At 62.5% G+C, this 22294-nt stretch carries 20 protein-coding genes; 7 read left to right on the top strand and 13 right to left on the bottom strand.

What is annotated here, in order from left to right; genetic code table 11:
* Positions 1-4 precede the first annotated feature (4 nt).
* On the top strand, positions 5-949 hold the full coding sequence (locus M1E02_RS11035) for a COX15/CtaA family protein (protein WP_479374318.1): 945 nt from the start codon (positions 5-7) through the stop codon (positions 947-949).
* A gap of 108 nt (positions 950-1057) precedes the next feature.
* Here the strand turns inward: M1E02_RS11035 and M1E02_RS11040 are convergent, their stop codons facing one another.
* On the bottom strand, positions 1058-2008 hold the full coding sequence (locus M1E02_RS11040; RefSeq protein WP_479374319.1) for a heme o synthase: 951 nt from the start codon (positions 2006-2008) through the stop codon (positions 1058-1060).
* A 510-nt stretch (positions 2009-2518) separates the two neighbouring features.
* Between M1E02_RS11040 and tkt the strand changes: the two genes are divergently transcribed.
* The 6 genes from tkt to pgl are packed head-to-tail and all read left to right on the top strand — an operon-like array spanning position 2519 to position 10751.
* Positions 2519-4636, top strand: a complete 2118-nt coding sequence (gene tkt, locus M1E02_RS11045) for a transketolase (protein ID WP_479378130.1) — start codon at positions 2519-2521, stop codon at positions 4634-4636.
* Positions 4637-4659: 23 nt separating this feature from the next.
* Entirely contained in the window at positions 4660-5775 is a 1116-nt protein-coding gene (gene tal / locus M1E02_RS11050) for a transaldolase (protein ID WP_479374320.1), read from the top strand.
* A gap of 6 nt (positions 5776-5781) precedes the next feature.
* Positions 5782-7416: a glucose-6-phosphate isomerase gene (locus M1E02_RS11055; RefSeq protein WP_479374321.1), complete on the top strand. Its 1635-nt coding sequence runs from the start codon at positions 5782-5784 to the stop codon at positions 7414-7416.
* Between the two features lie 14 nt (positions 7417-7430).
* Positions 7431-9005, top strand: coding sequence for a glucose-6-phosphate dehydrogenase (zwf, locus tag M1E02_RS11060; RefSeq protein WP_479374322.1), 1575 nt, complete (start codon positions 7431-7433; stop codon positions 9003-9005).
* On the top strand, positions 9002-9943 hold the full coding sequence (locus M1E02_RS11065) for a glucose-6-phosphate dehydrogenase assembly protein OpcA (RefSeq protein ID WP_479374323.1): 942 nt from the start codon (positions 9002-9004) through the stop codon (positions 9941-9943). The genes zwf and M1E02_RS11065 overlap by 4 nt, the downstream gene beginning before the upstream one ends.
* A complete protein-coding gene (pgl, locus tag M1E02_RS11070) occupies positions 9933-10751 on the top strand; it encodes a 6-phosphogluconolactonase (RefSeq protein ID WP_479374324.1) in 819 nt (272 codons plus the stop codon). Before M1E02_RS11065 ends, pgl begins: the two co-directional genes overlap by 11 nt.
* Here pgl and M1E02_RS11075 read toward each other — a convergent pair.
* From M1E02_RS11075 to M1E02_RS11130, 12 genes are all read right to left on the bottom strand, one after another.
* Positions 10722-11102 (bottom strand): RNA polymerase-binding protein RbpA, encoded by a 381-nt coding sequence (locus tag M1E02_RS11075; RefSeq protein WP_479374325.1) that lies wholly within the window; start codon positions 11100-11102, stop codon positions 10722-10724. The genes pgl and M1E02_RS11075 overlap by 30 nt on opposite strands.
* Before the next feature lie 128 nt (positions 11103-11230).
* On the bottom strand, positions 11231-11488 hold the full coding sequence (gene secG, locus M1E02_RS11080) for a preprotein translocase subunit SecG (protein ID WP_458114051.1): 258 nt from the start codon (positions 11486-11488) through the stop codon (positions 11231-11233).
* A gap of 49 nt (positions 11489-11537) precedes the next feature.
* On the bottom strand, positions 11538-12353 hold the full coding sequence (gene tpiA / locus M1E02_RS11085; RefSeq protein ID WP_479374326.1) for a triose-phosphate isomerase: 816 nt from the start codon (positions 12351-12353) through the stop codon (positions 11538-11540).
* A gap of 73 nt (positions 12354-12426) precedes the next feature.
* Entirely contained in the window at positions 12427-13653 is a 1227-nt protein-coding gene (locus tag M1E02_RS11090; protein ID WP_479374327.1) for a phosphoglycerate kinase, read from the bottom strand.
* Between the two features lie 10 nt (positions 13654-13663).
* The gene (gene gap, locus M1E02_RS11095) at positions 13664-14674 is read right to left on the bottom strand and encodes a type I glyceraldehyde-3-phosphate dehydrogenase (protein WP_479374328.1); all 1011 of its coding nucleotides are present in this window, start codon (positions 14672-14674) and stop codon (positions 13664-13666) included.
* A 259-nt stretch (positions 14675-14933) separates the two neighbouring features.
* Entirely contained in the window at positions 14934-15563 is a 630-nt protein-coding gene (locus M1E02_RS11100) for a superoxide dismutase (RefSeq protein WP_479374329.1), read from the bottom strand.
* Between the two features lie 182 nt (positions 15564-15745).
* Positions 15746-16726 carry a DNA-binding protein WhiA gene (gene whiA, locus M1E02_RS11105; RefSeq protein ID WP_247045268.1) on the bottom strand — a complete coding sequence of 327 codons (981 nt, stop codon included), beginning with the start codon at positions 16724-16726 and terminating at the stop codon, positions 15746-15748.
* 9 nt (positions 16727-16735) lie between these two features.
* Positions 16736-17749, bottom strand: a complete 1014-nt coding sequence (locus M1E02_RS11110; RefSeq protein WP_479374330.1) for a gluconeogenesis factor YvcK family protein — start codon at positions 17747-17749, stop codon at positions 16736-16738.
* A complete protein-coding gene (gene rapZ / locus M1E02_RS11115) occupies positions 17749-18672 on the bottom strand; it encodes an RNase adapter RapZ (protein WP_479374331.1) in 924 nt (307 codons plus the stop codon). Before rapZ ends, M1E02_RS11110 begins: the two co-directional genes overlap by 1 nt.
* A 90-nt stretch (positions 18673-18762) precedes the next feature.
* Positions 18763-20772: an excinuclease ABC subunit UvrC gene (gene uvrC / locus M1E02_RS11120; RefSeq protein ID WP_479374332.1), complete on the bottom strand. Its 2010-nt coding sequence runs from the start codon at positions 20770-20772 to the stop codon at positions 18763-18765.
* A 103-nt stretch (positions 20773-20875) separates the two neighbouring features.
* The gene (locus tag M1E02_RS11125; RefSeq protein ID WP_479374333.1) at positions 20876-21544 is read right to left on the bottom strand and encodes a lysophospholipid acyltransferase family protein; all 669 of its coding nucleotides are present in this window, start codon (positions 21542-21544) and stop codon (positions 20876-20878) included.
* A complete protein-coding gene (locus tag M1E02_RS11130) occupies positions 21531-22247 on the bottom strand; it encodes an HAD hydrolase-like protein (RefSeq protein ID WP_479374334.1) in 717 nt (238 codons plus the stop codon). The genes M1E02_RS11125 and M1E02_RS11130 overlap by 14 nt, the downstream gene beginning before the upstream one ends.
* Positions 22248-22294 lie beyond the last annotated feature (47 nt).

Raw genomic sequence — 22294 nt, forward strand, 5'->3', positions numbered from 1 at the left:
AACTGTGAGCACGGCGTCGCGCCTCCCCGGGATGATGTCCCGGTTTACCTCCAAGCTCCCCGTATCCGTCGACAGGACAGTGCTCCGCCTTGCAGTCCTGTCCCTGATCGGCCAGACGGTTCTGGTGGTGACCGGAGGAGCCGTACGCCTCACATCCTCGGGCCTGGGCTGCCCCACGTGGCCTCGTTGCACCGCAGATTCCCTGGTCAACACCCCCGAGATGGGGCTCCATGGCTTCATCGAGTTCGGCAACCGTCTGCTGACCTTCGCCCTGGCGGCTGTTGCTGCCCTGATGCTGGTGTATTTGTGGAACCTGCGCAAGGAACGTCGTGATCTGTTTCTCCTCGCCCTCGGACTGCTGGCGAGTATCCCTGCGCAGGCCATCATCGGCGGAATCACTGTCCTCACCCAGCTCAACCCGTGGGTTGTGGGCCTGCATTTCCTCGTCTCCATGGGGCTGGTGGTGCTGGCGACGTTACTCGTTAACCGGGCCTATGGAAGGACGGGCAGGTTCCGCTCGGTGCAGTTGGCCCCCTTGCCTGGCGTCGCCCGCCCACTGATGGCCGCCGTCGCCCTTTTTTCTGCTGTTGCAGTCTGCTTGGGAGTTGTGGTGACGGGGGCAGGACCACACGCCGGCGACGCCGATGCTCCCCGCAACAACCTCGACTGGGATCTTTTCTCGCACATCCATGCGGTGCCGGCGTACCTGATCACCGCAGGTTCCCTTGTGGCCCTGTACCTCGTGGTGCGGGGAAAGATCAACGGACCGTTCCGTTCCGCCGTGTTCCTGTTGCTCGCTGTCACTGTGCTGCAGGCAGTCATTGGCTTCAGCCAGTACTACAACGGGATCCCGGCTCTCCTGGTTGGCACGCACATGCTCGGCGCGGCACTGCTGATAATCGCCGCCACAAACGCAGCGGACCTCGCCCGCTCAAGCCCGGTTAAATAACCCGACGCTCCCTCAGATCCTGCCCCTAAAAGGCCGACGATCCCTCAGATCCTGCCACGGGCAGTGTGGACGAGATGACGCGGGATGTGAGGGAGCGTCTGGGAAGGGCTAGCCGCCCATGATCGGCGCGCCGACAAACGGATCGATGGCCAGAGCGATAAACAGTAGCGTGAGGTAGCTGATGGAGCCGTGGAAAACCTTCATGGCACCCTTGTTTGAAACGTCGCCGGCCTGCGCCTTGCTGTAAAGGGCGTGGGACTCATAGAGGAACCAGGCGCCGGCGAGAACAGCAGTTGCTGTGTAGACCCAGCCGGCGCCACCCGCGGGAACCATCAGCAGGGAGCAGACCACCATGGCCCACGCGTACAGGACCACCTGCACAGAAACCACTCGTGCGCCAGCGATAGCACCAAGCATGGGCACGTTGGCGTTGCGGTAGTCCTCGCCGTAACGCATGGAAAGCGGCCAGTAGTGCGGGGGGGTCCACAGGAAAATCACCATGAAGAGTACGACGGCGGGCCACTCAACGGTGTTTGTGACTGCAGCCCAGGCGATCAGGACGGGGAAGCACCCTGCGGCCCCACCCCACACAATGTTCTGGGCAGTGCGGCGCTTCAGAATCATGGTGTAGATGACCACGTAGAAGAGGATGGCGCCGAGGCCCAGCCAGGCGGACAAAGGGTTTGCGCCGAACCAGAGGATGGCAATGGCGGCGGCACCCAGGAGGGTTGCGAAAACCAGCGCTTCCCGGGGTGTGACCTCGCCAGTGACGAGAGGCCGCTTCTCGGTCCTGTGCATGAGTTTGTCGATGTCGCGGTCGATGTAGCAGTTGAAGGCGCCTGCACTGCCGGCGGCGAAGGCACCGCCAACCAGCGTCGCGAGGATGAGCCCGACAGAGGGGAAGCCCCGCTCTGCGTAGATCATGGTGGGAAGCGTGCTGACCAGGAGCAGTTCAATGACTCTTGGTTTAGTGAGGGCCAGGTACGCCTTGGCCTTGCGGGCGAAGCCTGCCTTTCCCGGAAGCCGGGCAGCGTTGAGAGGCGTATTGGTTGTGCTCACGTTGCAGTCACTCTGTTCTGTCTGGCGGTTTAGTTCCGGTTGGCCTCGACGGCGGGACCCGCAAAACGGGCCTGCGCACCCCTTCTGCGGCCTCCGAATATCATACCGTGGAGCCACGGCCGGCATTGTTCACCGGGCATTCCGCAGCGTCGTTGCTTTGCCTGCGGCTTGCTGGCGGCCATTCCTGCGAGTTTGCCAATGATTCGGGCACGTTAACTGATTCTCACAACCTGCCTGCGATACGGTGATTCATATAAGGAAAATTCAGTCCACTTAGTGAGATTCACGCTGACCAGAGTGTGGATTAGGGCTAAGCTGTCAGCAGATCAGCACGCAAGGGGTAGCGCTGGAAAGCGTATTCCCCCCTCTGCCATGCGACTGAATATAGATCAACGTTTCAATGGTGAACGGCTGGTACACACTGCAGCAGGCGCCATCAAGTGCCCTGCTCGGGCCTGACCAGTACCAATTGCCGTCAGCACAGAGAGGGGCCCGGTTTTCGTGCCACATTTGGAAGAGCAAGAACTGTCATGGACCAGCTTGGACCAACGCGCCGTGGATACCGTCAGGGTATTGGCCGCGGATGCGGTGGAAAAAGTTGGCAATGGCCACCCCGGGACGGCCATGAGTTTGGCCCCTGCCGCATACCTTCTCTTCCAGAAGCTGATGCGCCACGATCCCCGGAATCCTGACTGGCTGGGACGTGACCGCTTCATCCTGTCCCCGGGTCACACGTCACTGACCCTGTACATCCAGCTGTTCCTCTCCGGCTACGGCCTGGAACTCAAGGACCTTGAAGCCCTGCGCACCTGGGGTTCACTGACCCCCGGACACCCGGAATACAAGCACACCGCCGGCGTGGAAATCACTACCGGGCCGCTGGGCCAGGGCCTGGCATCCTCTGTCGGGTTCGCTTACTCGCAGCGCCGCATGCGCGGCCTGTTCGACGCCGATGCTGCCGCCGGCACCAGCCCCTTTGACCACACCATCTGGGTCATCGCATCCGACGGCGACCTCCAGGAAGGCGTGACCTCCGAGGCTTCGTCGCTGGCTGGCCACCAGGAACTGGGCAACCTCGTAGTTATCTACGATGAGAACCACATCTCGATCGAGGACGACACCGACATCTCCTTCACCGAGGACGTGCTGAAGCGCTACGAGTCCTATGGCTGGCACACCCAGCGCGTCGACTGGACCAAGACCGGCGAATACAAGGAAGACGTGCAGGAGCTGTACTCGGCACTGCTCGCCGCCAAGGCCGAAACGTCGAAGCCGTCCATCATTTCGCTGCGCACCATCATTGGCTACCCCGCGCCGAAGAAGCAGAATACGGGCAAGATCCACGGTTCCGCCCTGGGCGCGGAGGAAGTGGCAGGACTCAAAGAGGTCTTGGGCTTCGATCCCGCCAAGTCCTTCGACGTTGACCAGGAAGTCCTGGCCCACGCCCGTTCCGTAGTGGACCGCGGTGCCGAGGCCCGCAAGGAATGGGAAGAATCCTTCAACGCCTGGCAGGCAGCCAACCCGGAAAACGCTGCTCTGCTGGAGCGTGTGGAAGCCCGCGAACTGCCTGAGGGCCTGGACGCCGCTCTTCCCGTCTTCCCGGCCGGCAAGGACGTCTCCACCCGCGCGGCGTCCGGCAAGGTGCTCAACGCACTTGGCCCGGTCATGCCGGAACTGTGGGGCGGCTCCGCCGACCTTGCTGAATCCAACAACACCACCATCGAGGGCTCGCCGTCGTTCATCCCCGCATCCAAGCAGACTGACGCCTGGTCCGGGAACCCGTACGGCCGTGTTCTCCACTTCGGTATCCGTGAGCATGCCGCAGCGTCAATCGTCAATGGCATCGCCCTGCACGGCAAGACCCGGGCGTTCTCCGGTACGTTCCTGATCTTCAGTGACTACCAGCGCCCGGCCATCCGCCTCGGCGCTCTCATGGGCGTTCCGTCGCTGTACGTCTGGACCCACGACTCCATCGGTCTCGGTGAAGACGGTCCCACCCACCAGCCTGTGGAACAGCTCGCCTCGCTGCGCGCCATCGTCGGCCTGGACGTTGTCCGTCCCGGTGACGCCAACGAGGTGGCTGCGGCATGGAAGACCATGCTGGAGAACCACGAGAACCCGGCAGGCATCGTCCTGACCCGCCAGAACATTCCCACGTACGACCGTGGCGAGGGCACCGCCGACGGCGACACCTTCGGTTCGACGGCGGGAGTCGCCAAGGGCGGTTACGTCCTGGCCGAGGCTTCGAAGGACGGCGCAACGGTCCCGGCCGACGTCATCCTCATCGGCACCGGCTCCGAGGTCCAGCTGGCCGTCCAGGCCCGCGAAGCACTTCAGGCCGAAGGCATCGCTGCCCGCGTTGTCTCCATGCCCTGTGTCGAGTGGTTCAACAAGCAGGATGCCGCTTACCGCGAATCCGTACTGCCCGCCGCCGCCAAGGCCCGGGTGTCCGTTGAAGCCGGGCTCGCCCTGGGCTGGAGGGAGTTCGTCGGCGACGCCGGCCGCTCCGTCTCGCTCGAGCACTATGGCGCTTCCGCTGACTACAAGCGCCTTTTCCAGGAGTTCGGCATCACCGCGGAGGCTGTTGCCGCCGCTGCCAAGGACTCCCTCGCTGGCCTGCAGGCCTGAACACGAATTCCAGGAGATACAAAATGACTACCCCCACACAGCAGCTGTCCGACGCCGGCGTTTCCATCTGGCTTGATGACCTTTCCCGTGGGCGCCTGGATACAGGCACCCTTCAGAAGCTCATTGACGAGAAGAACGTTGTCGGCGTTACCACCAACCCGTCGATCTTCCACGCAGCCATCACCACCGGCACGGACTACGACGCCACCATCGCCGCGCAGGCAGCCGCCGGTGCCACGATCGAAGAGACCATCTTCGAAATCACCACCACCGACGTCGCCGACGCCTGCGACCTGTTCGCCCCGGTCGCCGCAGCCAGCAACGGTGTTGACGGCCGTGTTTCCATCGAGGTGGACCCCCGCCTTGCCTGGGATACCGCCGGTACCGTGGCCGAGGCCCAGCACCTGTACAAGAAGGTCAACAAGGACAACGTCCACATCAAGATCCCGGCAACCCTTGAGGGCCTCGAGGCCATCACCACCACCCTGGCCGCTGGCATCAGCGTGAACGTGACCCTGATCTTCTCCCTCGAGCGCTACCGCGCCGTCATCAACGCGTTCCAGTCAGGCCTGGAGCAGGCCAAGGACAACGGCCACGATCTCTCCAGGATCCACTCCGTGGCATCGTTCTTCGTCTCCCGCGTCGACTCCGAAATTGACAAGCGCCTCGACGCGATCGGCACCGAGGAAGCCAAGGCCCTCAAGGGCAAGGCCGGCGTCGCGAACGCCCGCCTGGCCTACCAGGTCTATGAAGAGCTTTTCTCCACCGAGCGCTGGGCCCTGCTGGCCGACGCCGGGGCCCTCCCCCAGCGTCCGCTGTGGGCCTCCACCGGTGTGAAGGACCCGGCCTACCCGGACACCCTCTACGTCACCGAACTCGTCGCCCCCGGCGTGGTGAACACCATGCCGGAGAAGACCCTGGACGCCACGTTCGACCACGGCGTGGTCACCGGTGACACCATCACCGGCCGCTACGACGAGGCCAACGCAACCCTTGACGCCCTGGATGCCCTGGGGATCTCCTACAACGAGGTCGTCGCGCTCCTCGAGTCCGAAGGACTCGACAAGTTCGTCGCCAGCTGGAAGGAACTGCTGGCCGACGTCGAGGGCGCCCTCGCCGCTGCACGGAAGGCTTCCTAGTCCATCATGAGCACACTCAGCTACGACGCCACCGGCGCAGCACGCCAGGCCCTTGAACAGCACGTCCCCACCCTTGTTGAGGATCGGATAGCGAGCCGCATTTTTGCAAAGGACCACACCCTGTGGGGTCCGGATGCTGAAGCAGAATCTGCCGTTCGCCTGGGTTGGGTGGAGGCCGCCACCGTTTCACAAGCGCTGGTGGCCCCCATCCTGGAACTCCGGGACGCACTCCGTGCAGAGGGCGTCACCAGGATCGTTCTCTGTGGCATGGGCGGCTCCTCGCTGGCTCCGGAGGTCATGGCTGGAACTGCAGGCGTCGAGCTGAGTGTGCTCGACAGCACCGACCCAGAACAGGTCAGTGCTGCCCTCGCCGACCGGCTCACCGAAACCGCTGTTGTGGTGTCTTCCAAATCAGGTTCAACGCTTGAGACAGACTCCCAGCGGCGCATTTTCGAACAGGCCTTCACCGAGGCCGGGCTCGATGCGAAGAGCCGGATCATCATCGTCACCGATCCGGGTTCTCCTCTCGATAAGGCTTCCCGGGAAGCAGGTTACCGGAAGGTGTTCAACGCCGATCCCAACGTTGGTGGGCGTTACTCCGCCCTTACTGCGTTTGGACTGGTGCCCTGTGGATTGGCCGGGGTAGACATCCAGGCCTTTCTCGACGAAGCCGAGGAAGCCGCTGAAATCCTCAACGACGACGCCCCTGAAAACATCGGCCTTGCGCTCGGTGCCGCCCTCGGTGGCACCTCACCCCTGCGGGACAAGATTGTCATTGCCGAGGACGGCTCAGGCATAGTCGGTTTCGCCGACTGGGCTGAGCAGCTGATCGCGGAGTCCACCGGCAAGCTTGGCACTGGCGTCCTTCCAGTGGTCGCAGGACCCACATCACCGGAGGTCACGGCCGGTGCCGGCGACGTCCTGGTGGTGCGGCTCGTGGCCGCGGATGCCGACGTCGAACTCGGTGAAAACGAAGTGGCAATCGCCGGCGGTCTCCCCACCCAAATGATGGTGTGGGAATTCGCAACGGCAGTTGCCGGCCGGCTACTGGGGATCAACCCCTTCGACCAGCCCGACGTCGAGGCCGCGAAGGTTGCCGCCCGTGGGCTGCTGGACGCGCAGCCGGAACCGACCCCGGCCAATTTTGTCGATGGGGCCATCGAGGTCCGCGGCGGCGAGTGGCTTGGTGAGTCTGCAACGGCAGCCGACGCTGTAACGTCCCTGCTTTCACAGTTGGGCGACGACGGCTACCTCAGCGTGCAGGCATATTTCGACCGTTTGGCCTTCGCGTCCCTCGAGACCGTCCGTGACCAGCTGGCAGCCCTGAGCGGACGTCCCGTCACCTTCGGCTGGGGACCCCGGTTCCTGCACTCCACAGGCCAGTTCCACAAGGGCGGACCAGCGATTGGTGTCTTCCTGCAGGTCACGGCTGCTGCCGCAAAGGATCTTCCCATTCCGGAGCGTCCCTTCACCTTCGGCGAACTGATTACCGCGCAGGCAGCCGGTGACGCACAGGTCCTGAGCGAGCACGGCCGTCCGGTCCTTCGCCTCCACCTCACGGATCGTGCAGCCGGCGTGCAGCAGCTGCAGGAGATCATTGCTGCGCTGGCCGGCCAGGCCGCGTCCCGACTCGAAAGCTAAGGCAACGAGCTACCATGCCAGAAACTGAAAACGGCGGCCGAAGGCCTGTTCCATCGTCGCGCGGTGGCCTGCGTAATCCTCTGCGGGATCCGCGAGATCGGCGTCTGAACCGCATTGCCGGGCCGTCCTCCCTGGTGCTTTTCGGCGTGACCGGAGACCTGGCCCGCAAGAAGCTGATGCCGGCCGTCTACGACCTCGCCAACCGCGGGCTTCTTCCGCCAAGCTTCGCCTTGGTTGGGTTCGCCCGCCGTCAGTGGGAGAACGAAGACTTCGCTGCGGAAGTGAAAGAGTCGGTCAAGGCCTACTCCCGCACGCCCTTCGATGAGGCGGTCTGGAACCAGCTGTCTGAAGGCATCCGTTTCGTCCAGGGTGAATTCGACGACGACGCGGCTTTTGAGCGGCTGGGCGACGTCATTGACGAGCTGGATGAACAACGCGGTACCCGCGGCAACCATGCGTTCTACCTCTCGATTCCGCCGAAAGCCTTCGAACAGGTGTGCCGCCAGCTATCCAAGCATGGACTGGCTCAGGCCGGTGGGGACAACTGGCGTCGCGTGGTCATTGAGAAGCCGTTCGGGCACGATCTCGAATCCGCGCGTCAGCTCAACGACATCGTGGAATCAGTGTTTCCGCAGGACGCCGTGTTCAGGATCGACCACTACCTCGGCAAGGAGACAGTACAGAACATCCTGGCGTTGCGTTTCGCAAACCAGCTGTTCGAGCCGTTGTGGAATGCCAACTACGTGGATCACGTCCAGATCACCATGGCCGAGGACATCGGCACTGGCGGCCGCGCAGGATATTACGACGGCGTCGGGGCAGCCCGGGATGTCATCCAGAACCACTTGCTGCAGCTGCTTGCGCTCACGGCGATGGAAGAGCCCATCTCCTTCAACGCAGATGATCTGCGTGCCGAAAAAGAAAAGGTCCTCGCGGCCGTCAAACTGCCTGATGATCTCTCCACGCATTCCGCGCGTGGTCAGTTCGCCGGTGGTTGGCAGGGCGGAGAACAGGTCCTGGGTTACCTGGAGGAAGACGGCATCCCGGCCGAATCCACCACGGAGACCTTTGCTGCCATCCGGGTGGACATCAACACCCGGCGTTGGAACGGCGTTCCCTTCTACCTCCGTGCCGGCAAGCGCCTGGGCCGGCGGGTCACCGAGATCGCCGTCGTCTTCAAACGTGCACCTAACCTCCTGTTCCGTGACCACGCCGAGGATGACTTCGGGCAGAACGCCGTGGTGATCCGCGTCCAGCCAGACGAAGGCGCCACCATCCGTTTCGGCTCCAAAGTCCCCGGCACGCAGATGGAAGTCCGGGATGTGACCATGGACTTCGGCTACGGCCACGCCTTCACGGAGTCCAGCCCCGAAGCCTATGAACGGCTGATCCTGGACGTGCTGCTGGGCGAGCCTCCCCTCTTCCCGCGGCATCAGGAAGTGGAACTCTCCTGGAAGATCCTGGACCCCTTCGAAGAGTACTGGGAAGGCCTGAACGAACAGCCTGAACCGTACGCCCCCGGCAGCTGGGGTCCTGCCTCGGCAGACGAACTGCTTGCCCGCGACGGACGAACCTGGAGAAGGCCATGATCGTAGATCTTCCCGATACCACCACCTCGAAAATATCCAAGAAGATCATGTCCCTGCGCGAACAGGGCGGGGTCATCGCCTTGGGCCGGGTGTTGACGCTCGTCGTCGTTACCAAATCCGGCCTGGAAGAAGAAGCGATCGAAGCGGCCAACGAAGCCAGCCGGGAACACCCCTGCCGGATCATCGTGCTCGCCGACGCGGGAGCCTCTGCACCAACCAGACTGGACGCCCAGATCAGGGTGGGCGGAGACGCCGGAGCCTCCGAGGTCATTGTGTTGCGCGGCTTCGGAGAACTGGCTGAGGAGAGCGAATCCCTCGTGGCGGCCCTGCTCCTGCCGGATGCCCCCATCGTTGCCTGGTGGCCTCACGGTGCGCCGAAGAGCGCCTGTGACACGTCCATCGGCAGAATAGCCCACCGCAGAATCACGGACTCCGCCAACGAGCCCGATCCTGCGACGGCTCTGGAGAACATCCGCAGAACCTACAAGGCAGGCGACACGGATCTCGCCTGGACCCGCCTCACCAACTGGCGGATCCAGCTGGCGGCAGTTCTGGACCAGGTGGATTCCTCTCCGGTCACGGCCATCGCCGTCGAGGGTGCCTCCGACTCCCCCAGTACGCTGCTGCTTGCCGCATGGCTCACGCTCGCCCTGGACGCCCCGGTCACCATCGTCGCCGACCCCGCGGGCACCGGCATCCGGCGCGTCCGTCTCAGCAGGGCAAGCGGGGACGTGCAGCTGTTCCGGCCCGGCTTGTCCGTCGCGGAACTCACCCAGCCAGGCCAGCCGGCACAACGGATCTCACTCCCCCGCCGGAGCCTGAAGGACTGCCTCGCCGAAGAGCTCCGCCGCCTGGATCCCGACGATGTGTTCGGTGAAGTGATTACTATTGGACTTCCACTTACTAATCTAAGGAGTGTCCATCCAAGTGAGCGCTGAGCCCAGAGTAAGTATTCATCCTGACTCCTCGGTATTGATGGCGGCGATCGCTGCCCGTCTCATCACCAAGCTTGTGGACGTTCAGGACCGATACGGCGAGGCCACTGTTGTGCTCACCGGAGGCACGGTGGGAATCGGTACCCTCAAGGCTGTTGCCGACTCCGCCGCTGCCCCGGCCGTCAACTGGTCCAAGGTCAACTTCTGGTGGGGCGACGAACGCTTTGTGGCCGCCGACGACGACGACCGGAACACCCGTCAAGCACACGCTGCCCTCCTGTCGCACATCGGAGTGGATCCTGAACGGGTCCACGTGCCGGGATCCACCGATCAGTTCGGGACACCGGAGGAAGCGGCTGAAGACTACGCCCGCAGGCTGGCAGAAGCCGCTGCAGCTGAGCATGCAGCGGATACCTCCGACGACCGTCCGGACACTCCCGGTAAGCTTCCACGCTTCGATATCCTCCTGCTTGGCGTGGGACCGGACGCTCACATCGCGTCGCTGTTCCCCGAGCAGGCAGGGATCCGGGAGAAGGAACTCACGGTGGTGGGCGTCCGGAATTCACCCAAGCCACCGCCACAGCGTATTTCCTTGACTTTGCCTGCCATTAACACGGCGGCGGAAGTGTGGATGGTGGTTGCCGGCGAGGATAAGGCCGGTGCCGTTGGCCTGGCTCTGGCGGGGGCCAATCCGGTGCAGGTGCCGGCGGCTGGTCCCGCGGGCCTCTCCCGGACTCTCTGGCTCATCGACGAGAACGCCGCCTCGCGGGTTCCGGAGCAACTAATCCGGAAGAGCCCCGCCAGCGCGTAATCTTTCAAGCGCTCCGGCCAGGACGTCTTCGGCGTCCTGGCTGGAGCGTCGTTCTTTAACGTATTCCAGGTGGCTCTTAAAGCCGTCCTCGGGCTCTTCCAGTGTTGCTTCCGGCTGGGACTGGCCCCGCGTCGCTGTCCCGCCGCACCGGCGGCAGTCCCAGACCACCGGGATCTGGTCCTCCGGGAGCTTAACAAAAACAGGCCGCGTCTCGTGTCCTTTGGAGCACCAATAGGAGACACGCATACGCGGCAGGCTGTCGCCGACGCCATTTCCGGGCTGGTTCTTGGGAACGAAGCCCTCGGCGGCACCGGCACGGGTGCCCCTGAAGCCTGAAGCGGCATGCACCATCGGGAACTCCTGGTTACTCGGCTGGACGACTCATAAAACGTCAACAGCCATAGTTTAGGCGGAGTTCCCGATGGTGTCAGTGGCAGCGGGCGGTGAAGATGTGGAAAGAGGCGAAAGCGCGGCGGCGCCTAGGAATCGCCGCCGGCGGTGAAACGCATCAGCAGGCCCAAGGCGATAATGACTATTCCCCAGGTGACGCCAAGGATGACGGTGAACCGGTTCAGGTTCCGCTCCGCCACTCCTGACGAGCTAAGTCCGGAGCTCATACCGCCACCGAACATGTCCGACAGACCGCCGCCCCGTCCTTTGTGGAGGAGGATGAGCAACGTCAGCAAGAGGCTGGTGATGCCCAGGAGGATCTGCAGAATGACATGAAGAACGTCCACGACGGCCTTTCAGAAGATGGAAATTGCGGGAGCTTGACCTGTGTCCGGACTAATCCGTCAGCAGGTGACTCTCGAACCTGACAATATTAGCAAACTCGGCAGGATCAAGGCTCGCGCCGCCCACCAACACGCCGTCGACGTCGGTTTCGTTGAGGATGGCGGCCACATTATTGGCCTTAACCGAACCGCCATAGAGGAGCCGGATCTTGGCCGCGACATCGTCACCGAAGATAGTGGCAAGTTCGGCGCGGATTGCGGCGCACATTTCCTGCGCATCTTCCGGGCCGGCAACCTCCCCGGTTCCGATGGCCCAGACGGGTTCGTACGCGACGACCAGTTCAGCTGCGTGCTCGGGTGAGAGCCCCTCAACGCCCGCACGCAGTTGCTCAAGCGTGTGGTTGACGTGGGTCCCGGCTTGACGGATCTCCAGGCCCTCACCGACGCACAGGATGGGAACGAGGCCGTGACGGTAGGCCGCCTTAACCTTCTCGTTCAGGACGTCGTCAGTTTCGTTGTGGATAGTGCGTCGTTCGCTGTGGCCCACCAGGACATACTTGCAGCCGAGCTTCTTAAGGAACTGGCCGGAGATGTCACCCGTATAAGCACCCGAGTCGAACTGGGACAGGTCCTGGCCGCCGTACACCACTTCCAGCTCGTCGCCCTGAACAAGGGTCTGGACGCCGCGAAGGTCAGTGAAGGGCGGAAACACTGCCACCTCGACGCGGTTGTAGTCGTGCTTGGCATCAGAAAGGGTCCACGCCAGCTTCTGCAGCAAGGTGATGCCCTGGACGTGGTCCATGTTCATCTTCCAGTTGCCTGCAATCAAGGGCGTACGGTCGAAGGTGCCGTTCATTGACGTTGTCACGTTTTCTCCAAAAGTCATGGTCATGTAAACGGCCGGCAGGACACCAAGAGGTGCCCTGCCGGCCGGAGCAAAATCAGCGGTCCAGAACGCTCAGGCCGGGGAGTTCCTTGCCTTCGAGGTATTCCAGGCTGGCGCCGCCGCCGGTGGAAATGTGACCGAACTGGCTGTCCTCGAATCCGAGGGTACGCACAGCGGCTGCGGAGTCGCCTCCACCCACCACAGTGAAAGCGTCCGTGCCGGTCAGGGCCTCGGCGATCGCCCGGGTTCCCGAAGCAAATGCCTCAAACTCAAAGACGCCCATGGGGCCGTTCCAGAAAACGGTCTTTGCGGACTTGATTCGATCAGCGAATGCAGCTGCAGAGTCAGGGCCGATGTCCAGGCCAATACCTTGCGCTCCGAAACTGCTGCTTTCGATGGCATCGGCAGGCACCGTCTGGTGCTGGGCATCAGCGGCAAATTTGCTGGCGACAACAACATCGCTTGGCACCACAAATTCGGTTCCCGCGTCGGCTGCCCGCTTGAGGTATTCCTGCACTACCGGAATCTGGTCTTCTTCCAAAAGGCTACCCGCGACCTTGTGCCCTTCGGCGGCAAGGAAGGTGAACAGCATTCCGCCACCCACGAGGATGGTATCGGCCTTGCCGATGAGGTTATCGATCACCGCGAGCTTGTCGGACACCTTCGAGCCGCCCAGAACTACAACGTAAGGCCGCTGCGTGTCAGTGGTGAGCTTCCGGAGGACTTCGACTTCGGTGTGGACGAGATCGCCTTGGTAAGACGGGAGCCGGGTGGCGACGTCGTAAACACTGGCGTGCTTGCGGTGCACGGCACCGAAGGCGTCATCGACGAACGCGCCCTTGGTCCCGGTAAGTGCCACGAGCTCGTCCGCGAAGGCTCCGCGCTCGGCGTCGTCCTTGCTGGTCTCGCGGGCGTCAAAGCGTACGTTCTCAAGGACGAGTACTTCGCCGTCCTGCAAGGAGGCAGCCAACTGCTTGGCGGACTGCCCGACAGTGTCCTCTGCAAGGGTGACTTTGAAGGAAGCAATCTCGGCAAGCCGGGCTACCGCGGGCTTAAGGGAGTACTTCTCTTCGGGAGCGCCCTTGGGGCGGCCAAGGTGGGCTGTTACGAGCACGCGGGCACCGGCGTCCGTGAGCTTTGCCAGGACCGGAAGGGAGGCCTTGATGCGGCCATCGTCAGTCACTGTAGAGCCGTCGAGCGGCACATTCAGGTCACTTCTGACAAGAATGTACCGCCCGCGGACACCTTCAGCGATCAGTTCGTTGAGGGTGTGAAATGTCATGTAGCTAACCCTAGCTCAGCTTCGCTGCTACGAGCTCCGTGAGGTCCACGAGGCGGTTGGAGTAGCCCCATTCGTTGTCATACCAGGAAACAACCTTGACCTGGTTGCCAATAACCTTCGTCAGGCCAGAGTCGAAAATGGACGAAGCGGGGTCGCCAACGATGTCCGAAGAAACGATCGGCTCGTCGGTGTAGGTCAGGATTCCCTGCAACTCGTCGGACTCAGCTGCCTTCTTCAGGGCCGCGTTTACTTCCTCAACCGTGGTCTCGCGGGAAACCGTGACCGTGAGGTCGGTGGCAGAGCCTGTGGGAACCGGGACGCGGATGGCGTAGCCATCGAGCTTGCCCTTGAGTTCCGGCAGGACAAGGCCGATCGCCTTGGCAGCACCGGTGGAGGTGGGAACCATGTTGACGGCGGCGGCGCGGGCGCGGCGGAGGTCGTTGTGGGGGCCGTCCTGCAGGTTCTGGTCCGCGGTGTAGGCGTGGATGGTGGTCATCAGGCCGCGCTCGATGCCGAAGGCGTCGTTGATGACCTTGGCCAGCGGGCCCAGGCAGTTGGTGGTGCAGGAAGCGTTGGAGATGATGTTGTGGTTCGCGGAGTCGTAGAGTCCGTCGTTCACGCCCATCACGATGGTGATGTCCTCATCGGATGCCGGTGCGGAAATGAGTACCTTCTTGGCGCCGGCATCGATGTGCTTCTGCGCTGCTGCGGCCTTCGTGAAGAAGCCGGTGGATTCGATAACGATATCGACGCCGAGCTCTCCCCAGGGGAGGTTGGCGGGATCGCGCTCGGCCAGCACCTTGATGGCGTTGCCGTTGACGATGATGTTGCCGTCCTTGACCTCGACGGTTTCCTTCAGCCGGCCGCCTACGGAATCGTACTTGAGCAGGTGGGCCAGTGCTTCAGGGCTGGTGAGGTCGTTGACTGCAACAATCTCGAGGTCAGCGCCCTGCGCGAGTGCTGCGCGGAAGTAGTTGCGGCCAATGCGGCCAAAGCCATTAATACCAATACGGGTCGTCACTTGTAGTCTCCTTGGTGCTCTTGCAAGCACACCTAGTTGAGTCGGGCGTTCAAAGCCAACTAACAGATCCCGCACGCCATTGGGCAGAGATGATTACCAGATCGGAGGGCGACCAGCCACATTGCTGAAGGCTAACCGCCTTCCGTGATCCATCTTACGTTTAAGAAGGTCGGCCCCCGCAAGTGCGGAGGCCGACCTTCCACGATTCGGTCAGAATCAACCTAAATGTGAAGTTTGTTACAGGCGCGTGTAGTCCTGATCACACGCCGAGGGTGATGAGGCCGGTTGCGTTGGCGCGTGCGCTTTCGAACCGCTTGGCCACATCTGCCCAGTTCACGATGTTCCAGAACGCCTTGACGTAGTCAGCCTTGACGTTCACGTAGTCCAGGTAGAAGGCGTGCTCCCACATGTCCAGCATCAGCAGCGGGGTGGTGCCAAGTGCAACGTTGCCCTGCTGATCGTAAAGCTGCTCAATGACCAGGTTGCCGCCGATGGGCTCGTAGGCCAGGAAGCCCCAGCCTGAGCCCTGGAGGCCCAGGGCAGCGGCGGAGAACTGGGCGCGGAAGGCGTCAAAGGAGCCGAAGGCATCGTCGATTGCTGCTGCGAGCTCGCCCTCAGGCTTGTCGCCACCGTCCGGGGAAAGGTTGTTCCAGAACACGGAGTGGTTGACATGGCCACCGGTGTGGAAGGCCAGGTCCTTGGAGAGCCTGTTGATGTTGGCGAAGTCACCCTTGTCCCGGGCGTCAGCAAGCTGTGCCAGGGCGTTGTTGGCGCCAGCCACGTAGGCGGCGTGGTGCTTGCTGTGGTGCAGCTCCATGATTCGGGCGGAGATATGGGGCTCCAGTGCTGCATAGTCGTAGCTGAGTTCGGGCAGTACGTACTCGGTCACAAAATCCTCCAATGTCGTGGACGGTTGTCCGGTTCGGTAACTCTCGGATTGTGCATCCGGATGGCTGTGCACCCGGAAAACTGCGGTGGCTGAACCCTGACGTTCCGGGGGCCTCCCGAGGGGCATAACCTCCGGTTGGTTCAGGGTATTTCCATCGTCCGTTCTAGATTCTAGGGGCGGGCCTACTCGTCCAGCATTTCAGGCGTCACATTGGCTTCCGTCCCGGGAATACCCAGGTCAAGTGCTTTTTTGTCTGCCATAGCCAACAAGCGGCGGATTCTTCCCGCGATGGCGTCCTTGGTCATGGGCGGGTCCGCGAGCCGCCCCAGTTCGTCCAGGCTGGCCTGTTTGTGGGCCACGCGGAGTTCGCCGGCATACTTCAAGTGGTCAGGAACATCGTCACCGAGAATCTCCAGTGCGCGGTCTACCCTTGCCCCCGCGGCCACAGCGGCCTGGGCCGAGCGCCGGAGATTAGCGTCATCGAAGTTGGCGAGCCGGTTGGCTGTTGCCCGGACTTCCTTCCGCATCCGCCGTTCTTCCCACACCATCAGGGCGTCATGGGCGCCCATGCGGGTCAGCAGCGCCGCGATGGTATCGCCGTCGCGGATTACCACGCGGTCCACTCCCCTGACTTCGCGGGCCTTGGCCTGGATGTTGAGCCGCCGCGCGGCACCAACAAGCGCCAGCGCTGATTCGGGTCCCGGGCACGTCACCTCCATGGACGAGGACCGCCCGGGTTCCGTGAGTGAGCCATGGGCCAGGAAGGCACCCCGCCACACAGCTTCAGCGTCTGCTGCGGATCCATTGACCACCGCGGAAGGCAATCCCCGCACGGGACGGCCCCGGGCGTCCAGGAGACCGGTCTGGCGTGCAAGGGCTTCGCCGTCCCGCACCACACGGACCACGTAGCGGTTCCCTCGGCGAAGGCCGCCACCGGACACAACGATGATTTCACTCTGGTGGCCGTACACCTCCGCAATAGCCGCACGCAGTCGCCGGGCAGTGGACGCCAGATCCACCTCGGCCTCTATCACTATCCGGCCCGAGATGATGTGGAGTCCCCCGGCGAAGCGCAGCATTGCTGACACTTCAGCCTTCCGTACCGAGGACTTCTTGATGTCCAATCGGGACAGTTCTTCCTTGACCGATGCTGTCAGTGCCATGGGGCCTTCCTAACTGTTCCCGAAAATATCGCTGTACGCCGTTGCCAATCGCAGTGGGTCATGGATCGGACGGCGGCTCGACGCCCCTACTTTACCCAAGACAACCTCGGCCCCCAGCATCCCGGCCGCTTGCTCGAATTCCTTGACATCCGGCACCGAGGCGGGATCGGCGAGTACAACATCAACTGTGAACTCAGGAGCGTAGGTGCGCAGGACCTTCAGATGGTCAGCTGCGGACATCCCCGAGGTCTCCTTGGTGTCCGTCGCCAGGTTCATCGTCAGGCACCGCTTCGCCGCTGTATCGCAAAGGGCCTGGCGCATTTCGGGCAACAAGAGGTGGGGAAGGACAGAGGTGTACCAGGATCCTGGCCCGAGCACCACCCAATCGGCCAGTTCAATCGCCATCAGTGCCTCGGTGCAGGCCGGAGCCCCTTCCGGCAGCAGGCGGACCCGGTCCAGTGAACCGGCGACAGCACAATTGGCCTGGCCGTAAACGGTGTGGAGGACGGTACTGCCATCCGGAGCCTGAACCCGGACATCACCTTCGATAGTCAGGGGCACGCTTGACATGGGAAGAACCTGCCCGCGGGCACCGAGCAAGGCACCTGCCCACTTAAGCCCGGCGACCGTGTCTCCCAGGAGTTCCCAAAGGGTCACGATGAGCAGATTCCCCATGGCATGGCTGTCCAGCGAACCGCCGGTGCCGTTGACGGGCCTGAAGCGGTGCTGCATAACGTCCCGCCAGGTGCGACCCCAATCGGTATCGTCACACAAGGCGGAGAGGGCCATGCGCAGATCTCCCGGGGGGAGGACACCGTACTCCTCACGGAGCCGCCCGGAGGATCCGCCGTCGTCAGCCACGGTTACAACCGCCGTGAGCTCCGAAGTCAGCAACCGCAGTGCTGACAACGACGCGGACAGCCCGTGGCCTCCACCCAGAGCGACCACAGTGGGGCCCTTTTGCTGGGCTCCCGAGCCCCCGGAAGGCGGCACCAAAGGCAAGGGACCGGTAAGCAAACCCATTATTCGCGGCCCAGGTCCCGGTGCGTCGTAGTCACGGTCACCCTGGGATACTGGGCAAGTTTTTTGGAAAGTTCGACGGCGACAGCCACCGAGCGGTGTTTACCTCCGGTGCAGCCAACAGCGATGGTGGCATAGTGCTTGTTCTCCCTCCGGTAGCCTTCCAGGACCGGTTCCAAAGCAAGAACATAGCGATCCACAAAGTTTTTGACGCCATCGGCCTCCAGGACATAGTCGCTCACCTCTTCGTCGAGGCCGGTGTGGGGGCGCAAATTCGGCACCCAGTGGGGGTTGGGAATGAAACGGGCGTCAGCGACAAAGTTGGCGTCCACCGGAAGTCCGTACTTGAACCCGAAGCTCATTACGTTGAGGCGGAGGGCCACCGGACCCGTTTCGGTAAACAGTTCGGTGATGGCCGTGGCGAGTCCGTGGACATTGAAATCGGAGGTGTCCAGAACGACATCGGCGGAGTCCCGCAGTTCCTGAAGGATCTCCCGCTCAGCGGCGATACCGTCAAGGATCCTGCCTCCGCCCTGGAGCGGGTGCGGCCGCCGTCCCTGTTCAAAGCGCCGGACCAGCACGTTGTCATTGGCATCGAGGAACAACACCCGGAACGTGACGCCGCTCGCCTCCAGTGCACCAAGGGCGCTGCGGATGTTCGCAAAAAGGGCCTTGCTCCGGACGTCCATGACCACAGCGAGCTTGGGGATGGACTGGGGTGCATGCGAAACGAGCTCAGCAAGGGTTCCGAGCATCTGCGGAGGCAGGTTCTCTACCACGTACCAGCCATGGTCCTCCAAGGCGTCGGCTGCCGTACTCCTGCCCGCGCCCGACATACCGGTAACTACCAGCAGCTCAGCTTCCACAGGCTTGACCGGCGAGGATCCGTCCTGTCCAGCTTCGGATCCTGTCGTCGACTTTGCCATCTGTTCAGCCCCATTTCTGCTGCGCGGGTAAAGCGCAGCTGCACGTATGTTTGTCCCGTTCCTTACCCTAGCCAAGATTCGTTGGCCGGGCTAAGTTTCCAGGATTTCCCCCGTGGTCATGTTTACTGCTGGTGCGACGGCGTCGGCGGACCCGTCAGTGACGGTAAAGTGCGTGACTATTGCCTCCGCCAAGGACGGACCGATTCCCTTGGCGGCCGTAAGTTCCATGACCGTGGCCGCCTTGATTTTCTTTACGGAACCGAATTCGGCCAGCAGTGCCTTGCGCTTGGACTCCCCTAAGCCCGGAACGCTGTCCAGCGCGGAGACCGTCATGGCTTTGCCGCGCTTCTGCCGATGGAAGGAAATTGCGAACCTGTGTGCCTCGTCGCGGATGCGCTGCAGCAGATACAGGCCTTCTGAGGTGCGGGGAAGAATGACGGGGAAATCGCTGTCCGGAAGCCAGACTTCTTCCAGCCGCTTCGCGAGTCCGACGACGTAGACATCGTCGATGCCAAGATCGGACAATGCGCGCGCCGCAGCATTGACCTGGGGCTTTCCGCCGTCAACCACCACCAGGTTGGGAGGGTACGCGAACTTCGCCCGCGGCGCCGGAGTGGTGGTGTCCAGGACGGCGGCATCAGCCATCGCGTTGATGGCGGCTTGGTGGCCGGGAAGCTCGGCAGCTTCCACCTGGGCCGTCTTGTCCTGGAGGTAATGCCGGAACCTGCGGGTCAGGACGTCATGCATCGCCGCGGTATCGTCAGCCGCCGCGGGCCCGGTGACAGCGAATTTTCGGTAGTCGGATTTTTTCGGCAGTCCGTCTTCCACCACCACCATTGAGGCCACAACATTGGTTCCCTGGACATGCGAGACGTCAAAGCACTCAATGCGCAGCAGGGCAACCGGCAGATCCAGGGCTTCCTGCAGCTCCTGCAATGCCAGCGACCGGTTGGTCAGGTCCCCGGCGCGGCGGGTCTTATGGAGCTTGAGCGCCTGTTCTGCGTTCTCCCTGACTGTCGACATCAGTGCGGCCTTGTCCCCGCGTTGGGGAACACGGATATCGACTTTGGCGCCGCGAAGACCGCCCAGCCATAACGCCAGCTCCTCGCTGTTGCTTGGCGCCACTGGTACCAGCACCTCGCGGGGTATCCGGCCCTCGCTTTCACCGTCTTCGCCGTAGACCTGCTGGAGGAGATGCTCCACGAGGTCAGGAGTTGTGGAATCCTCGACCTTGTCCACCACCCATCCACGCTGGCCACGAACACGCCCTCCGCGGATGTGGAACACCTGGACAGCGGCCTCAAGTTCGTCTTCATGGAGGGCAAAAATGTCTGCGTTTGTGTCCTCCGCAAGGACAACCGCATTCCGCTCGAAAACCTTCCTCAGCGCGATGATGTCATCTCGCAGCCTGGCTGCGCGCTCGTAATCCAGCTTGGCGACTGCCGTGGCCATGTCCTTTTCGAGCCTGGAGATGAACTTCTTCGCTTCGCCGCCCATAAAGGCGCAAAAGTCCTCTGCCAGTGCCCGGTGTTCCTCAGGAGTGACGCGGCCGACGCAGGGCGCAGCGCATTTATCGATGTATCCGAGCAGGCAGGGGCGCCCACTGGCCTGGGCACGTTTGAAGACACCTGCACTGCAGCTACGCACGGGAAAGACCCGCAGCAGTGTGTCCATGGTTTCGCGGATGGCTCCGGCGGTGTACGGACCAAAGTAGCGGATCCCCTTGCGCCTCTCGCCCCGCAGGACCTGTACGCGCGGAAACTTCTCCCCCATGGTGACGGCGAGGTAGGGATACGTTTTGTCGTCCCGGAAGACCACGTTGAACCGGGGTTTGAACTCCTTGATCCAGGTGTATTCAAGCTGCAGGGATTCGAGTTCGCTGCCCACCACGGTCCACTCGACGCTGCTCGCCGCAAAGACCATGGCATGGGTCTTTGGAAGCAGGCCTCCGGGATTGGCGAAGTACGAGTTCAACCGTGAACGGAGATTCTTGGCCTTGCCGACGTAGATAATCCGCCCATGGGGGTCCCGGAACCGGTAAACGCCGGGATTGGTCGGAATTTCGCCCGTTTGCGGACGGTAACTTGATGGATCTGCCACTAAACCAGTCTACTGAGGCGCCGCCACAACTATGTCAACGGCCCCTCCGCCTGGGACGGCTACGCCAACGGCGAAAGGAGCGGACCCTTGGAGGATCCGCCGCTCAGTCGGTGATCTTGCTCTGGTTGTAGCCTGTGGCCCGTTCCTGGCCGCTCAGGTCGGCGATGGCGTCCATGATGGTATCGGTGACTTGCCTCCGGGCCGGAAGTGAGTGGTCCGGGCCTGTCTTCTCGAAGTACAGCGGTTCGCCGACCTTCATGGTGAAATGCTGCGGCTTGACCGCGTTACGGCCGGCAGGTTGAAGGTTTTGGGTTCCGATCAGCCCCACCGGTATAACGGGGGCGCCGGTGGTTAGTGCCAGCCAGCCCACACCCGTTCGTCCCCGGTACAGAATCCCGTCCCGGGAACGTGTTCCCTCGGGGTAGATGCCGATTCCCTTTCCGGATTCGAGGATGTCCAGCAGGGTCTTAAGCGCCTGTACGCTCGCAGCCTGCTCCCCACGCTCAACCGGAATGGAGCCAACGGCTTCGAAGAACGACTTCATGACCCGGCCTTTAACGCCCCCGGTTGTGAAGTATTCGGCCTTCGCAAAGAAGGCCACGGGGCGGGGCATCAATGCCTGGACAATGACGCTGTCCAGGAAGGACAAGTGATTGGGTGCCACAATAAACGGGCCCTCGGCAGGAACGTTTTCCAAGCCGATAACGGTAGGACGGCACGATCCTGAAATGAGGCCCCGGGTGGTCCAGCGGATTGCATCAAACAATGCCATCGTTGTGCACCTCATTCAGAATGGCTGTCCGGACTTCGTCCAGTCTGTTGATAGTGGCGGCAAGCGCAGCAGAGTCATCGACGATCACCATGGCGCCGGCCTCCTGCAGTTCTCCGTCCAAGGCGAACCCCCATCCGACTCCTATGCAGTCCAGCCCGTTGGCCAACGCTCCTGCCACGTCCTGGGCGCGGTCCCCCACCATAACTGCAGACTGCGTTCCGAGGTCCGCCAGCGCGGCCGCAACAATAGCGTTCTTTCCCCTTGGGCCTGACTGTTCGAGGGTTTCGTCTGCGGCGGAACCCCGCGTGGCTTTGAAGAATTCAGCGATACCGTGATGTTCGAGCACTACCCGTGCGAGGCCCTCAGGCTTTTGGGTGGCCACAGCAATAGGCCTGCCCGCTGACGCATAAGATTCCACCAGTTCGCCGATCCCTGGATACAGCCGGCCTTGCGCTATGCCGCGGTCCAGATAGTACGCGCGATACAGCCTGATGGCTTCCGGGAGCAGCCCTTCGGGGACCCCCGCGACGTTCAACAGCGAATCACTCAGCTTCGGACCGATCATCGCTTTAAGCGTGGCCGGATCAGGAACCTCAAGGTTGAGCTCAGTCAAAGCGGAGGCGATTCCGTCGGTGATACCACCGGCAGGGTCGACAAGAGTGCCGTCCAGGTCGAAGATTACAGGCACTGTTGAATGAGTCACCGGCTTAGTTTCTCACGACTGCGCACGAGCCTGAAACTCGCATTCCG

It is taken from the genome of Arthrobacter sp. Z5-13 (assembly GCF_056499105.1).